This window comes from Pseudomonas sp. H1_D05, from assembly GCF_054682705.1.
Window position 1 is genome coordinate 4204529 of record NZ_CP162825.1, and the last position, 15801, is coordinate 4220329.

Sequence of the window (15801 nt, forward strand, 5' to 3'; positions counted from 1 at the left end):
TCCGAGTGAGGAGAAGGTTACTGTTTACTGTACTGCGCAATAAGTAGATGAAAACTGAAAGACTGTCCCTGTCAGGTTGACAGTTTTGCGATAGCCTTCACACAAAACTTTTGCGCTCAAACGGCTACAGTTGGCCATAATGTCTGGTCCGTATCATGTCTCTCTGATTGAAGTGATGTCTTCCCATGAAAACCGTGGCAATGGTGCTGTTTCCCGACTTTCTTCTGCTCGACATGGCCGGGCCATTGGAGGTTTTTTCGGTTGCCAATCGCTACCTGAAACCCGATGCGCATTATCAATTGATCACCCTTGGCACCGAAGAGGGCCCGCTGCGGGCCTCCAATGGTGTGATGGTGCAGGCCGACCGGATCATTGGCGACGACACCGAGCGTTATGATTTGCTGCTGGTGCCGGGAGGCCCCGGTGCCTACAACCAGCAGTTCCCGTCGTTGTTTGCCTGGCTCAAAGACGCAGTCCGGCGCGTCGAGTACTTCGGATCTATCTGCACTGGTGCTTTTGTCCTGGGGCACGCCGGTTTGCTTGACGGTTACCGTGTAACCACGCACTGGAACTACACCGAGCGCCTGATCAAGGGGTTCCCGAAAGCCCATGTCACGACTGATCAGATCTATGTCGAGGATCGCAACCTGATCACCTCGGGAGGCGTTACGGCGGGGATCGATATGGCGCTGGCTGTGATCGCCCGCGATCACGGCAAGAAGCTCGCGCAGGATGTGGCCAAAGTCCTGCTGGTGGTGATGAAACGCCAGGGCGGGCAGGCGCAGTTCAGCCCGTTGATGGCTGCCGTGGCACCGCAGGAAACGCCGATTACCCGCGCGCAGAGTTACGTGCTGGAACACCTCGACGAAGCCTTCACGGTCGAGCGCATGGCGGCGATTGCCAATATGAGCGCGCGGCACTTCGCGCGGGTGTTCACCCGCGACATCAACATGACGCCGATGGAGTTTCTGCAAAGTGCGCGCATCGACTGCGCACGAAACTTGCTGGAAACCAGCGATCTGCCCCTTAAAACCGTGGCTTACAAAAGTGGTTTCGGCAGTGTGCGGCACATGCGTTCGCTGTTCGCTGAAAAGCTCGGCCTGACGCCCGCGCAATACCGCGAACAGTTCAGCTAGAGCGCTGTTGTCCGTCTGGCGCACCCGTATGTCCGAATTGAGTCTCGTGTAGCGGTTGTCGCCTCATCTGAGGCTGCCAAGATAGTTGGCATGGATAGCCTCATCGATTTGAACACGGCGTCGGTGCTGCATTTCGGCCCCTTCGCCTTCCACCTGCGCCAACGGCTGATACTCGACGGAGATCGGCCTTTACGCATGGGCGGTCGTGCGCTGGACATTTTGCAGGTGCTGGTCGAGCGTGCCGGGCGAGTGGTCAGGAAGGAGCAATTGATTGCCCTGGTTTGGCCAACGTCGGTGGTCGAGGAGATCAACCTGCGCGTGCACATCGCCGCGCTCAGGCGCGCCTTGGGTGACGGCGAAAACGGTCAGCGCTACATCGTTAACGTGCCGCAATGCGGTTACAGTTTTATCGCCCCGGTGCGTTGCGACAGCGTCGCGCAAGTGGTCTTTGAGGGGCTGCGAACGCCCGAGCATAATCTGCCGGCGCGACTGACCCCGGTCGCCGGGCGCGACTCGCTGGTCGGCGGGCTGGTGCGGCAAATGCCGCTGTGTCGGCTGATGACCGTCACGGGGGCGGCTGGTGTGGGTAAATCCACTGTCGCGTTGCGGGTCGCGGAACTGCTGTTGCAGTACTACAGAGACGGCGTGTGGCAGATCGATCTGAGCTTGATCGACGACGACACACCGCTGCTCGATCAGGTGCTACGCACTCTTGAAAGCGATTTGCCCGGACTGTCGACTCGCCATGCGTTGCTGCTGCTGGATAACTGTGACCACCGTCTCGGCGCTTGCCGGGCAGCAGTTGAAACGTTGCTCGAGGCCGCTCCCCGCCTGTCGGTTCTCGCCACCAGCCGCGAGGCCTTGCAGGTCGGTCTGGAAACCCTTCAGGGCGTGCCACCGCTGACCCTGCCGAAACGTTCCGCAGGCGATTGCATCACTGAAGCCATGGGCCATTCTGCGGTGCAGTTGTTTGTCAGCCGCGCTCGCGCACGACAGCATGATTTCCGCCTGCGTGAACAGGATGTCAAAGCCGTCCTGGAGATCTGTCGCCAACTCGACGGTTTGCCGCTGGCGATCGAACTGGCGGCGGCGCAGATCGATGCCTTGGCATTGGTCGGCTTACAGGCGCAAATGAGCAATGGTCTGCAAGTGCTCAGCCATGGCCGGCGCACCGCGGTACCGCGGCATCAATCGATGCAGGCAGCACTCGACTGGAGCTATCAACGCTTGAGCGAGCAGGAGCAACGCGCGCTACAGCGTTTATCGGTGTTCAAAATGGCGTTTACCCTGGAGGCGGCACTGGCGGTGATCAGTTGCGCGCAACTCGCGTCGTCGCGGCTTGCTGCGATCATTGAAGGCCTGGCGTGCAAGTCATTGCTGGTGGCGGAGCGGGGCGGCAGCACAGGCCGATACCGAATGCTCCACACCACTCGCTGCTATGCGCGTAAGCAACTGGAGCGTTGCGGTGAAGGGATTGATCTTGAGCGCCGGCATACGCTCTATATCAACCGGATACGCCGGGCCTCAGGCGTGCCTGTGCTCGCGTAAATCGTCGATCAGCAGGCGCACCTTGCGCAAATCCGGGGTCGCGTAGCCCTCGGTGAAGCGCTGATAGATCGGCGTGAGCAAATCCAGCGCCTCTTGGCTGCGCGATTGGCGCTGCCAGAGTTGCGCCAGTGAGGTGGCACTGCGCAGTTCCCAGGCGAGCGCACCTTGGCTGCGGGCGATGGTCAGCGATTGTTGCAGGAGTGCTTCGGCTTCCTTGAGGGTCTCTTCGCGAGCAAGCTCGCTCTCACATGGGTTCCGAGTACACCCAAAATCCCTGTGGGAGCGAGCTTGCTCGCGAAGGGCCCCGTCCAGGCAATCCGGATCGTCTTTCAATAACGCAGCAGCCCGAGCCCGCAAAATCTCCGCCGTGCTCCATCCCGCATCACCACTCAGCGCTCGCTCAAACAGTGCGTCATCCACAAAGCGGTCATCCAGCGTCACCATGATTTCCCGAATCAGCCCACTGCTGTTCTTCGGCACGGGCGTGCTGGTTTGCGTGTCGATCACCTGCGCGTAATGTCGCGCCCACGTGTTGAACAGCAGCACCGAATGCTTCTGCGATTGTTCCAGCAGCAGTTGCAACAGCGCCCGGGCGTTCTGCTGATCGCCGTTGTAATGAGCGATCAGGCAACTGGCCAGTGCCAGGGTGTAACAAATCGAGGTGCCATGGTCGATCTGCACGGCAATATCCAGGGCCAGTCGCGCCGAATGCCACGCTTGCTCCGGCAATCCCTGCATCCATAGCACCCGCGCCAGCACCGTCAGCGACGCGACGCTCTGGTCGTATTGCACGCCAAAACCGTGGGTGAAGCGGTTGACGTGGCCGCTGTGTGCCATGCGCTGCAGCACCTGCTCGGCATGAATGCGCGCCTGCGGCTGGTCGCCGGCATAGTGCAGGGCCAGCACGCGTAAACGGTGGGTGCTCAATGACAGCAGTGGGTCGCCGTGCACGCCGAGGCGATCGAAGTGCTCACTCTGCGCCAGCGCCATGCGGTAGTGCCCGCAACTGAGGTTGACCGCCATGTGTCCGGACACCGCGCGCAATTGCCCGGCGACGTCGTCGTGCTCAAGGGCCAACTGGCGAGCCTCGACGAACGCCTGGATGGTTTCCGGGGTGCCTCCCCACGTGTGATAACAGGCACTGCCGAGGGCCAGTTTCAGGGAGATTTTCAGACGCGGGCAGGGGGCACCGAGTTCATCGAGCAGGCTCAGCGCCCGCCGCACATAGCCGCCATACTCCTTGAGCAGCGACAACTCTTGCCACAGGGGCGCCGACGCTGCTGTCAGGCGAATCCCCAGACTATCCGGGCTGACACCGTTCAGGCTCCAGTCCAGTGCCGCGCGCAGGTCTTCCAGCCCTCGGGCGTAACGCTCGATCCACAAAGCCGTCGGTGTCATTTCCCAATCGCTTTGCGCCTGTTGCATCAATGCCAGGCAGCGTTCGGCATGGCGTTCGCGGGTTTCTTCGCATTCGGCGGCGTGCTCGAGTTTTTCCAGTGCATAGCGGCGGGTTGTGTCGAGCAGACGATAGAACACCTCTTCGTCACCGACTTCGACGCTGAGCAGGGATTTCGCCACCAGTTGGGTGATCGATACACACACCACACCCGGATCGATCTGTTGGCCGACGATGACGGCCGCCGCCGACTCCGGGGTAAACCCTCCGCAAAACACGCTCAGACGGCGCAGGCAGGTTTGTTCGCACCGGTCGAGCAGGTTGAAACTCCAGTCCAGCGTGGCGCGCAGGGTGAGATGGCGCTCAAGACTGCTTTGATTACCCGCTGCCAGCGGTGGCAAACGGCCCTGCAGTTGGCTCAGCAAACCTTCCAGGCCCAGTTCGGCGACCTGCGCTGCCGCCAGCTCCAGCGCCAGAGGAATACCGTCGAGTCGGTGGCAGATTTCGATTGCTTGCGGCAACTGCGCATCGCTCAGTTCAAAGCTTTCCTGCGCGGCCGTGGCCCGTTCGATGAACAGTTGCAGCGCCGAATAATCCAGCGCTTGCTGACGATTCAATGTCGCGTTCATCAATGGGTATTCGAGCGAATCGAGACGCTGCACGAATTCGCCTTCCGCCCGCAGGCTCTCGCGGCTGGTGGCGAGGATATGCACCTTCGGCGCGCCGCGCAGAATGCTTTCGCTGAGCATCGCGACGGCATCGATCAGGTGTTCGCAGTTGTCGAGCAATAACAGCATCTGTCGCTGTTGCAGGCCATTGACCAGCGCCGCCAGCGGATCGCCTTCGGGGAGTGCCAGATCGAGCACGGCGGCCAGGTGTGAGCAAATCAGCCGCGGATCGTTGAGCGGTGCCAGGTCCACCAGCCGAATACCGTCGCGGTAATGCCCGATCAACTGCTCGGCCACGCGCAAGGCCACCGTGGTCTTGCCGATCCCGCCGGGGCCGACCAGGGTGATGCAGCGTTGGCGCGGCAACTGCGTCATCAAGCTGTCGACCAGCGCTTGGCGGCCGAGCATCCGCGTGCGCCGCAAGGGCAAATTGTGCCGACCGCCAGCATCGCCCACAGGACGCTCCTCCATGGATTGCGGTAGAACCGGGGCGACGAAACTGTAACCGCGTTGCGCCACGGTGATGATGTAACGCTGGCCGGCCTGACCGTCACCGAGGGCTTTGCGCAGTGCCGCCATGTGCACCCGCAGGTTGATGTCCTCGACCACGCTGTCCGGCCAGACCCCGGCCATCAGTTGCTGCTTGCTCACCACTTCGCCGGCATGGGCCAGCAGAATCAGGAGGATGTCCATCGCCCGTCGGCCCAGGCGCAACGGCTGCTCGCCTTCGAGCACCAGGCGTTGGCCGGGATGAATCCGATAGGGGCCAAAACCGAGGGCCTGATTCGGGGAAAGACTCAACAGCTCACTCCTGCGGTGCTGCGGCGGACAGAGCGGAGTAGGGCCGGGCGCGTGCGCAGGCCTTCTATTCCGGGGTGTCCCGGCATAATCCTCAGGTTTGAGCGTCAGTGCAACGGGTGCCGCGATCAAAACATGGCGGGTTGTGAACGCTGGGCTTTGGGTTCACGCATGATCTGGCAGCGCCAGGCAAACGGATTAATGCCCTCGCTGCGGGTAAACATATGGCAGAAATGCGCCTGATCGCAGAACCCGCATTCCAGGCTGATTTGCGTCAGGCTCAGGTCGGTGTGCTGGATCAGCAGCTTGGCTCGCGCGAGACGCTGGGTGCGAATCCAGTCCTGCGGCGACACCCCGGTGCTGCATTTGAATGCGCGGGAAAAATGGCTGCGTGACAGTGAACAGGCGCGGGCCAGTTCGGTGACTTCCAGGCTTTCGCCGAGGCGTTCGAGGATCAGTTGTTTGACCTGTCGTTCGCGTTGCGGACTGAGTCCGCCGACCCCGGTCTTGCGTGGTTCGTTGGCAGGGGCAAGGGCGACGCTGTGCTGTAAGTGAGCCATGGCCAAAGTCCGTGTTGATGGGGAATGCACGGTCGGCGCATCCCCTCAGGTCAAAAAAACAACGCTGCGCAGAGGATTTCATTGTTGGCCGAGGGCGGGAGGCTGACGAGTTAATCGTTGTTAATTCCAGCGCATTGGCCTGAACTCAGCACATCCCTGCAAGTCTGCGCCCCGCGGTTTGCGGCACGATGACTGCAAGCGTGGCGAACCGAGGGGGCGCCGCAATCGGCAGGTCCAAGGGGAATCAAATGAAAGGCATTTTCAAAGCGGCGGCGCTGACGTTTGCGCTGGCCACTTCCAGCGCGATGGCGCAGGCACCACAGCAGGGCACTCAGGCGCCGGGCTATTTCCGCCTGGCCGTGGGGGATTACGAGGTCACCGCGTTGTTCGATGGCTACAACGACCTGTCGCCCAAGCTGTTGCAGGGCATGAGTCAGAGTCAGATCCGCGCACTGCTGGCACGCCGTTCGATTGAAACCCCGGGTGTCCAGACGGCGTTCAATGCCTTTCTGGTCAACACCGGCAAGCAACTGATTCTGGTCGACAGTGGCGCCGGGCAATGCATCGGCGCCACCGCCGGGCAGCTCGTGGCGAATATGCAGGCCGCCGGCTACCAGCCAGAGCAGGTCGATACGATTTTGCTGACGCACCTGCACCTTGATCATGTCTGTGGTCTGGTCGATGCCCAGAAACAACCGTTGTTCAGCCATGCCACGGTGTATGCCGCCAAGGCTGAAGCGGATTACTGGCTCGATCCGGCCGCGCTGGCCAAAGCTCCGGTCGGCGCCCGAGAGTTTTTCAAGATTGCCCAGGACTCAACCGCGCCCTACGTCGCCGCCGGGCGTTTCAAGACCTTCGCCGCGGGCCAGTCGCCGTTGCCGGGGTTAGTCGAAGCGACACTGGAAGCCGGACATACACCGGGCAGCACCACCTACCGGTTCACCTCGCAGACTCAGAGCATCGTCTTCATGGGGGATCTGGTGCATAACCTCGCTGTGCAGTTTGAGCATCCGGAGGTGTCCATCGGCTTTGACGTCAACAGTGCGCAAGCGATCAATGCGCGTCAGGCAGTCTTCAGTGCGGCGGTCGCCAGCAAGACGTGGGTGACGGCGGCGCACCTGCCGTTCCCGGGCATCGGTCACATTACCGCGCAGGGCAAACATTTTCAGTGGGTGCCCGTGGAATACGGTCCATACAAGCGCGCGGCCAAGGTGCCGTTAATCGAGTAAAGTGCGCAGCGCCCACCCGCAAAAGCAGCTGACACCGAAAAGGAAAACATGCCCATGAACCGTAACGATCTGCGTCGCGTCGACATGAACCTGCTGGTGATTTTCGAAGCGCTGATGTTCGAAAAGAACCTGACCCGCGTTGCCGAAAAGCTGTTCATGGGGCAACCGGCCGTCAGCGCGGCGTTGGGGCGTTTGCGTGATCTGTTCGACGATCCGTTACTGCTGCGCAACGGTCGCGGCATGGAGCCGACCGCGCGGGCGCTAGCGATTCTCAAAGAGCTGCAACCGGCGATGGACGTCATCTCTGGCGCGGTCAGCCGGGCCAAGGAGTTTGAACCGGCGAGCAGTTGCGACGTGTTTCGCATCGGCCTGTCGGACGACGCCGAATTCGGCCTGTTTCCGCCGTTGTTGCGTCAGCTTCAGCAAGAGGCGCCGGGGATTGTCGTGGTCGTGCGCCGCGCCAATTACTTGTTGATGCCGGCACTGTTGGCCTCTGGGGAAATCTCAGTGGGCGTCAGCTACACCACCGATCTGCCGGCCAACGCCAAGCGCAAGACATTGCGCGACATTCCCTGCAAAGTCCTGCGCGGCGACGACCGTCCCGGGCCGCTGACCCTCGACGAATACTGCGAGCGTCCGCATGCGATGGTGTCGTTCTCCGGCGACCTGAGCGGCAATATCGACATGGACCTGGCCAAGGTCGGTCGTACCCGCCGCGTGGTGTTGGGCGTGCCGCAATTCAGCGGCCTGCGCGCCTTGCTCGCCGGCACCGAGATGATCGCCACTGTGCCGGATTACGCCGCCTGCGCGTTGGTTGAAGGGTGTGCGCTGCGCGCCGAAGATCCACCGTTTCCGATCGATGCGGCGCAATTGTCGATGGCCTGGAGCGGGGTGCATGACAACGATCCGGCGGAGAAATGGCTGCGCTCGCGGATCAGTCAGTTCATGGCGGCGCCGCTGAATATCCCGGCTAGCTGAATCCCTACGCCAATCTCAAATACAGCACTGATCCCTGTGGGAGCGAGCTTGCTCGCGAAGGCGTCGTATCAGTCGATAAATATTTCGAATGACACACCGCTTTCGCGAGCAAGCTCGCTCCCACATTGGGACGGCGTGATCCCTGAGTTGTTGGTGGTTTAAACATCGCCGTTTAAGCAACACCATCAGACACTCTTTCAGGCTACGCAACCTTGCGCCTTTGCCTACAGCTACGCCAGAATCCGCCGGCTTGTGCGCTTGCGGTCGGGTCTCTATCGTTTGGTGGTCGCTGAAAACTCAGCGATCGGGTTTAGCGACTCGGACCAAAAAAAGTGCATCAGCGCTCCATACTTCGTAGCAGGCTATCGTCTGCACTTCGCTATGGCGGCTGTATGCGGGAGACCTTCGGGTCTACCGGGTTGCCTTTTTACCGGTTCGCTAACCTGCATACGGTCGCCACCTCGACCACTACCTCCTTCCACCCGGCTCCACGCCACCGCCACGCAGAACTCGCGGAACCGCCGACACCAAAGCCGAAGAACTGCTGACTGACGCCAGCGAAACACTTGCATCGGCCAAAACCATCGCCCAGGACGTCGCCCACCTGTTGCCCGCGCCGCAGCGTCGGGCGTTGTTGGGGATTGCGCAGTTGATCATGCTCGGTGAACTGGCGGTGAATCGGGTGCTGGATAACCTCGAACCACCGGCCTGAACCCATTCCCTGTGGGAGCGAGCTTGCTCGCGAAGGCGTCGGGTCAGTTATAAATACTTTGAATGGCACGCCGCTTTCGCGAGCAAGCTCGCTCCCACAGGGATTTGCGGTGCTCCAAGAATTTTGGAATGTCGCAGAACTGAGCACATCTATCCAATTTCCTCCCGACCATCATTGGCATGATTCCAGTCAATGACATTTCAAGGGTCGGGTCATGAATGCCTCAACAGATGAACAGGCACGCGACATCGGTTTGCTGTTCCTGCGGGTCAGCGGCGGGTTGTTTCTGCTCTGGGTCCACGGCTTGCCCAAGCTGCTCGACTTCACTGCGCAACTGCAACTGATCGAAGACCCGTTCCACCTCGGATCTCACCTCACGTTGATTCTGGCGATCTTCGCCGAAGTCCTCTGTCCACTACTGATCGTCGCCGGGGTGCTGGCACGATTGGCGTGCTTGCCTATTCTCTTTGTGCTGCTGGTGGCACTGCTGGTCGTGCATCCGCAATGGAGTGTGGCCGAAGGGCAGTTCGGCTGGTTGCTGTTGATCCTGTTTACCACTGTGTTGATCGCCGGGCCGGGACGGCTGGTGATTCCTGTTCGTTTGCCCGGAGTGCTGCGTTATGCCTGAAGTCCTCAATCCACAAACGTCGGGGGCCGATGAGACGGTCACGCTGATCATCAAGCACCGGGTCAAGGCCGGTTTTGAGTCAGCGTATGAAACCTGGCTGCGCAATATCGTCCGCGTCGCGAGCCAGCGTGAAGGCCATTTGGGCGTGGACGTGGTGCGCGGCAAGCGCGGGCGTCTCGATTTTTACACTTGCGTGCTGCGTTTCAGCTCCACTGAAGCGATGCAGGGGTGGCTGGAGTCGCCGCAGCGTCAGGCACTGGTCGCCGAAGCGGCGCCGATGCTGGCTGACGGCGATCAGACTGAAGTCGCGCCGATCAAGGAGTTCTGGTTTACACCACTGGCCGATGCCGCTTCGCCGCCGCCGCGCTGGAAGCAAGCGGTCGTCACGCTGCTGGTGATTCTGCCGCACACCTTGCTCGTGCCGCTGATCTGGGGACCGCTGCTGGCGCTGCATCCGATTCTTTCCAACTACGTGGTGGCCACGTTCCTGATCACCCTGACCATCGTTCTGTCGGTGGTGTACGTGGTGATGCCGCCGGTAACCCGTTTGTTTACGCCGTGGCTCGAAGCCAGCCAAGCCCATGAACACCTCGATTCCCAAGAGACCTCGCCACGCTGAGCGCGCGGGGTTTGCTCCTTTTCACTTTGCTTGAGGAACTGCGATGAGCGCCGATCTGATTTTATTCAATGGCCAGTTTCATACCGTAGACCGCACCAAACCGCTGGCCAGTGCCGTGGCCATCACCGACGGCCGCTTCGTGGTCGTTGGCAACGACAACCAGGCCATGGCCTTGCGCGGGCCGAACACGCAAGTGGTCGATATGCATGGCCGCTGCGTTATTCCGGGTCTCAACGACTCGCACTTGCACTTGATCCGTGGCGGTTTGAACTACAACCTCGAACTGCGCTGGGAAGGCGTGCCGTCGCTGGCCGACGCGCTGCGCATGCTCAAGGATCAGGCCGATCGCACACCGACGCCACAATGGGTGCGCGTGGTCGGTGGCTGGAATGAATTCCAGTTTGCTGAAAAACGCATGCCGACCCTCGAAGAAATCAACCAGGCCGCGCCGGACACACCAGTGTTCATCCTGCACCTGTATGACCGTGCGCTACTCAATCGCGCCGCCCTGCGCGTGGCCGGCTACACCCGCGATACGCCGAACCCGCCGGGTGGCGAGATCGTTCGCGATGCCAACGGCAACCCGACCGGCATGCTGGTCGCGCGGCCTAACGCGATGATCCTCTACTCGACGCTGGCCAAGGGGCCGAAGCTGCCGCTGGAATATCAGGTCAACTCGACCCGCCAGTTCATGCGCGAACTCAATCGCCTCGGCCTGACCAGTGCGATCGATGCCGGCGGTGGTTTCCAGAACTACCCGGACGATTATCAGGTGATCGAGCAACTGGCCAAAGACGACCAGTTGACCGTGCGCATCGCCTACAACCTGTTCACCCAGAAGCCGAAAGAAGAGTTGAGCGATTTCCAGAACTGGACCGGCAGCGTCAAGTTGCATCAGGGCGACGACTTCCTGCGCCACAACGGCGCCGGGGAAATGCTGGTGTTCTCGGCAGCCGATTTCGAAGACTTCCTCGAACCGCGCCCGGACCTGCCGCAGACAATGGAGGAGGAGTTGGAGCCGGTGGTGCGCCACTTGGTCGAACAGCGCTGGCCGTTCCGTTTGCACGCGACCTACAACGAGTCGATCAGCCGCATGCTCGACGTGTTCGAGAAGGTCAATCGCGACATTCCGTTCAACGGTCTGCCGTGGTTCTTCGACCACGCTGAAACCATCACCCCGCAAAACATCGAACGGGTGAAAGCACTGGGCGGCGGCATTGCGATTCAGGATCGCATGGCGTTCCAGGGCGAATACTTTGTCGACCGCTACGGCAAGCAAGCCGCCGAAGCGACGCCACCGATCAAGCGCATGCTCGCCGAAGGTGTTCCGGTCGGCGCCGGCACCGATGCCACGCGCGTTTCCAGTTACAACCCGTGGACGTCGCTGTACTGGATGGTCAGCGGTCGCACCGTCGGCGGTCTGGCCTTGTACGAAGAAGGTCTGCCGCGCACCACCGCGCTGGAACTGTTCACCCACGGCAGTGCCTGGTTCTCCTCGGAGCAGGGCAAGAAAGGCCAGATCAAGGTTGGGCAACTGGCGGATCTGGCGGCGCTGAGCGCGGACTTCTTCCATGTCGAGGAAGAAGCAATCAAGTGGATCGAATCGGTCATGACCGTGGTCGGCGGCAAGATTGTCTACGCGGCCGGCGACTTCGAAGACCTCGGCCCACGCTCGATTCCGGTGCTGCCGGACTGGTCGCCGGTGGTCAAAGTCCCGGGCCACTGGCGGCCAAATTCGCCGTTGCAGGCGCAGGTTCATCAGTGCAGCGGGCCGTGTGCGGTGCACACCCACAGCCATGAAAAGGCGCGGATGTCGAACGCACCGGTCAGCGATTTCGCCGGTTTCTGGGGCGCGTTTGGCTGTTCCTGCTTCGCTTTCTGATTTTCCCTGAAGCGCCGGCCATCCGGTCGGCGCTTCACGCTTCATCCATCCATCCGTCCATCAGGAGTTTTCCCATGAGCGTTCCTTACACACGTCTGAACAAAGATGACGCGGTTGTATTGCTGGTCGATCACCAGACCGGTCTGATCTCGCTGGTCCAGGATTTCACTCCGAACGAATTCAAGAACAACGTGCTGGCGCTAGGCGACATCGCCAAGTTCTTCAAGCTGCCGACCATCCTCACCACCAGTTTCGATGCCGGCCCCAACGGCCCGATCGTGCCTGAGCTGCGCGAGCAGTTCCCGGATGCGCCATTCATTCAGCGCCCGGGCCAGATCAATGCGTGGGACAACGAAGATTTCGTCAAAGCGATCAAGGCCACCGGTCGCAAGCAACTGATCATCGCCGGTGTGGTGACGGACGTTTGCGTGGCGTTCCCGACCCTGTCGGCGATTGCTGAAGGCTACGAAGTGTTTGTGGTGACTGACTCGTCCGGCACCTTCAACACCACCGTGCAGCAGGCGGCGTGGGCGCGGATGTCGGCGGCGGGTGCCCACCTGCTGAACTGGTTCTCGGTGGCGTGCGAGCTGCAGGGTGACTGGCGCAACGACATGGAAGGTTTGGCGCATTTGCTGTCGGAGCGTCTGCCTAACTATCGCAATTTGATCAACAGCTATACCAAGTTCACTGCCAAGTAATCGGCTGATCTTGAAGAACCCCTCATCGGAACGCCGCCCGCCTAACCCTCTCCCGGAGGGAGAGGGGACTGACCGAGGGGGTCTTGCGAGGTACGCCGACGTGCAATACCGAGCCGAACTCAGGTCTTGAAATGCCCGGAGATCGACTCCTTTCGTGGTACGTCGACCTGCAATACCGAGTCGAACTTCAATCTTGAAATACATGGAGATCGGCTCCCTTTCCCCCTCGCCCCCTTGGGGGCGGTCCGACGTTTCGGGAGGGTTGGGGTGAGGGGGAGGCTTTTGATCTTGATCTTGCCGCTTCAACGCTTCTGCAACCAACCGAGAAAACCACCTTTCCTCACCGCCACCGGTTTAGCCATCAACGCGAGGCGACTGTTCTGCTGACGCACCGCCTGCAATTTATTCAACGCCTGACCCACCTCCGTGCGGTGCTCCATGCACTGACGGGTGAGGCTCTTGTCGAGTCGATAAATGATGCTCGACGTCAACGCCGTGAACGTCGCCTGCGACGGCGTATCGGCGAGAATACTTTGTTCACCCATGACCTCACTCGGCCCCATGCGCCCGGCCTCGACCTGGCTGTCGCCGTCCGGCACCGTCGCACTGACCACCCCGGTGGCAATCACGAACAGACTGTCCGGAACCTCGTCCAGATCCAGCACCACCTGGCCCGCCGTGTACTGCTGGGCAACCATCGATTCCGCCAGACGATCGCGCTCATCACTGCTCAGCGAGCGGAAGATTTTCACTTCATCGAGCAACGCACGGGCGCGGGTCGAGGGTTCGATCACGCCATCCGGATGCCGCGAAATCCCTGCCGCTTCCAGATGCCGGTGGGCGAGGTCGAACAGTTGATTGCGTACTTCGCTTTTCTTGCCGAGCTCGGCGATGAACCCGCTGGCGACGTACTCCGACATGGTTTCGCCGGCCTCTTTCAGCACGGCTTTCGGCGCTGGCGTCAGCAACAGCGAACTGCTGCCCTGCAAAGTGCGATCAAGCGCATCGAGTACCCGCCGCGGGCGGATGTGATTCGGCACCTGAATGCTGATCGACACGCCATGCATGTTGTTCGGGCGGCTGAGATTGACGATCTTCGCCTTGGCCGCCACCGAGTTCGGCACCACGGCCATGGTGCCAGCGCTGGTCAGCAAGTGCGTAGCGCGCCAGTCGATGTCGAAGACTTTGCCTTCGACGCCGTCGATCACCACGAAATCATCCACCTGATACGGCTTGGTGGTGTTGAGCACGATCCCGGAAAACACATCGGCCAAGGTGCTTTGCAGCGCCAGACCGACAACGATGGCCACCACGCCCGAGGTTGCCAGCAGTCCTTTTACCGGCAATTCCAACACGTAACCGGCTGCGGCGACGGTGGCGACCAGAAACACCAGGGCGCCGATCACGTCCTGCAGCAAACGACCGCTGTGGCCGATGCGGCGCATCAGCGCCAGGCCGATGACTTCGGTCAGCACCCGCGCGGCGTACAGCCACCAGAGAATCCCCTGTGCCGTCGCACCCAGTTGCGCCACGCGATCATCGGTGAATTGTGGTGCTTGCAACGGACTGACGCCGGCGTTGATCACCAGCGCCGTGAACGCCAGAAACAACACCAAGCGCACTCCGACTCTCGGGGCGCGATGGCTGAAGGGCGAGAAGTGCCAGAGCACCGCGTCGAGCAGCAGCAGGGCAGCGCTCCAGGACAGCAGGTGAGTGTAGAAAAAGGTCATGGCCGATGCTCCGCAGTGTCTGCCAATAAAAAGATCGCAGCCTGCGGCAGCGCCTACAGAAGAACGTATTCCAATGTAGGCGCTGCCGCAGGCTGCGATCTTTTGCTGTTAAGGATTCAGATGAGTCTTCAGCTCAGCCGCCGCCTGACGCACCGCCGCTTTCACTTCCGGAATCTGACTCAGCGGATTGAGCAAACCAAAGTCATGAATCATCCCGTTGTAGCGCACCGAGGTCACCGCTACACCCGCCGCATCCAGGTGCCGCGCATAGCCTTCGCCTTCGTCACGCAGCACATCGAACTCGGCAGTCTGCACCAGTGCCGCAGGCAAGCCCTTGAGCTGTTCGGCGCTGGCATTCAGCGGCGAGGCATGGATCTGCGCACGCTCGGCCGGGTTGGTGGTGTAGTTGTCCCAGAACCACTGCATCATGCCTTTGGTGAGGAAGTGGCCCTCAGCAAATTGCTGGTACGAACCGTCGTCGAACTGCGCGTTGGTCACCGGCCACATCAGCAGTTGGAAGCGCAGCGCCGGGGCTTTCTGCTCCTTGGCCATCAACGCCACGACCGCCGCCATGTTGCCGCCGACGCTGTTGCCGGCCACGGCCAGGCGCTTACCGTCGACACCGATCTCCTTGCCGTGCTCAGCCACCCATTTCGTCGCGGCGTAGGCCTGGTTGATCGCGGTCGGGTACTGCGCTTCCGGCGACGGTGTGTAGTCGACGTACACCGCGACCGCACCGGAACCCACCACCAAGTCACGAATCAAGCGTTGGTGGGTCGGGAAATCGCCGAGCACCCAGCCGCCACCGTGGAAGAACATGAACACCGGCAACTCGCCTTTGACCTTGGCCGGACGCACCACTTTCAGGTTGAGGGTCTGGCCATCGACCTTGATCGCCTTGTCGCTGACTTCAACACCGGACAGATCCACTTTCACCGAAGCCTGCGCGCCGGTCAGTACTGCGCGGGCGTCTTTCGGGCTCAGTTGCTCAAGGGGTTTGCCACCGCCGGCGGCGAGGGCGTTGAGGAAGGCTTGGGTGTTGTGTTCGACACCGCTGTTTTCGGCGGCGAAAGCGTTGCCGATGGACAGGGCGAGGAGGGAAGCGGTGAGGGTTTTCTTGACGATGTTCATGGTGGAAATCCTTTTGAATGTTTTTGATTTTTTATGCCTGGGTTGCGGGCTGCTGTGGCGCTGGGCTTCAGGCCTCAGCAACACCGTG

At 61.0% G+C, this 15801-nt stretch carries 12 protein-coding genes and 1 pseudogene; 9 read left to right on the top strand and 4 right to left on the bottom strand.

Annotation, left to right across the window (positions count from 1 at the left end; translation table 11 throughout):
- Window positions 1-185: 185 nt before the first annotated feature.
- Both AB4O11_RS19000 and AB4O11_RS19005 read left to right on the top strand, forming a co-directional pair.
- A complete protein-coding gene (locus tag AB4O11_RS19000; protein WP_093439335.1) occupies window positions 186-1136 on the top strand; it encodes a GlxA family transcriptional regulator in 951 nt (316 codons plus the stop codon).
- Between the two features lie 90 nt (window positions 1137-1226).
- Complete coding sequence (locus AB4O11_RS19005; RefSeq protein ID WP_460127863.1) at window positions 1227-2684, top strand: ATP-binding protein; 1458 nt, start codon at window positions 1227-1229, stop codon at window positions 2682-2684.
- On the opposite strand, the gene AB4O11_RS19010 is transcribed toward AB4O11_RS19005, so the two are convergent.
- Both AB4O11_RS19010 and AB4O11_RS19015 read right to left on the bottom strand, forming a co-directional pair.
- On the bottom strand, window positions 2661-5549 hold the full coding sequence (locus AB4O11_RS19010; protein WP_460127865.1) for an ATP-binding protein: 2889 nt from the start codon (window positions 5547-5549) through the stop codon (window positions 2661-2663). The genes AB4O11_RS19005 and AB4O11_RS19010 overlap by 24 nt on opposite strands.
- Window positions 5550-5674: 125 nt before the next feature.
- A complete protein-coding gene (locus tag AB4O11_RS19015) occupies window positions 5675-6106 on the bottom strand; it encodes a helix-turn-helix domain-containing protein (protein WP_093439325.1) in 432 nt (143 codons plus the stop codon).
- 248 nt (window positions 6107-6354) lie between these two features.
- On the opposite strand from AB4O11_RS19015, the gene AB4O11_RS19020 reads away from it, so the two are divergent.
- From AB4O11_RS19020 to ycaC, 7 genes and pseudogenes are all read left to right on the top strand, one after another.
- Window positions 6355-7335 (top strand): MBL fold metallo-hydrolase, encoded by a 981-nt coding sequence (locus tag AB4O11_RS19020; protein ID WP_460127867.1) that lies wholly within the window; start codon window positions 6355-6357, stop codon window positions 7333-7335.
- Window positions 7336-7389: 54 nt separating this feature from the next.
- Window positions 7390-8313, top strand: coding sequence for a LysR family transcriptional regulator (locus tag AB4O11_RS19025; RefSeq protein ID WP_093439319.1), 924 nt, complete (start codon window positions 7390-7392; stop codon window positions 8311-8313).
- Between the two features lie 445 nt (window positions 8314-8758).
- Window positions 8759-9025: pseudogene (locus tag AB4O11_RS19030) on the top strand (DUF6124 family protein); the annotation flags it as partial.
- Between the two features lie 214 nt (window positions 9026-9239).
- The gene (locus AB4O11_RS19035) at window positions 9240-9653 is read left to right on the top strand and encodes a DoxX family protein (protein ID WP_460090371.1); all 414 of its coding nucleotides are present in this window, start codon (window positions 9240-9242) and stop codon (window positions 9651-9653) included.
- Window positions 9646-10272 carry an antibiotic biosynthesis monooxygenase gene (locus AB4O11_RS19040; RefSeq protein ID WP_460127871.1) on the top strand — a complete coding sequence of 209 codons (627 nt, stop codon included), beginning with the start codon at window positions 9646-9648 and terminating at the stop codon, window positions 10270-10272. Before AB4O11_RS19035 ends, AB4O11_RS19040 begins: the two co-directional genes overlap by 8 nt.
- Window positions 10273-10315: 43 nt before the next feature.
- A complete protein-coding gene (locus AB4O11_RS19045) occupies window positions 10316-12154 on the top strand; it encodes an amidohydrolase (RefSeq protein WP_257358136.1) in 1839 nt (612 codons plus the stop codon).
- A 74-nt stretch (window positions 12155-12228) separates the two neighbouring features.
- The gene (gene ycaC, locus AB4O11_RS19050; RefSeq protein WP_007913541.1) at window positions 12229-12852 is read left to right on the top strand and encodes an isochorismate family cysteine hydrolase YcaC; all 624 of its coding nucleotides are present in this window, start codon (window positions 12229-12231) and stop codon (window positions 12850-12852) included.
- Between the two features lie 302 nt (window positions 12853-13154).
- Here ycaC and AB4O11_RS19055 read toward each other — a convergent pair whose 3' ends face one another.
- A complete protein-coding gene (locus AB4O11_RS19055) occupies window positions 13155-14582 on the bottom strand; it encodes a mechanosensitive ion channel domain-containing protein (protein WP_460127873.1) in 1428 nt (475 codons plus the stop codon).
- A 108-nt stretch (window positions 14583-14690) separates the two neighbouring features.
- Window positions 14691-15713 carry an alpha/beta hydrolase gene (locus tag AB4O11_RS19060; RefSeq protein ID WP_460127875.1) on the bottom strand — a complete coding sequence of 341 codons (1023 nt, stop codon included), beginning with the start codon at window positions 15711-15713 and terminating at the stop codon, window positions 14691-14693.
- Window positions 15714-15801: the final 88 nt, after the last annotated feature.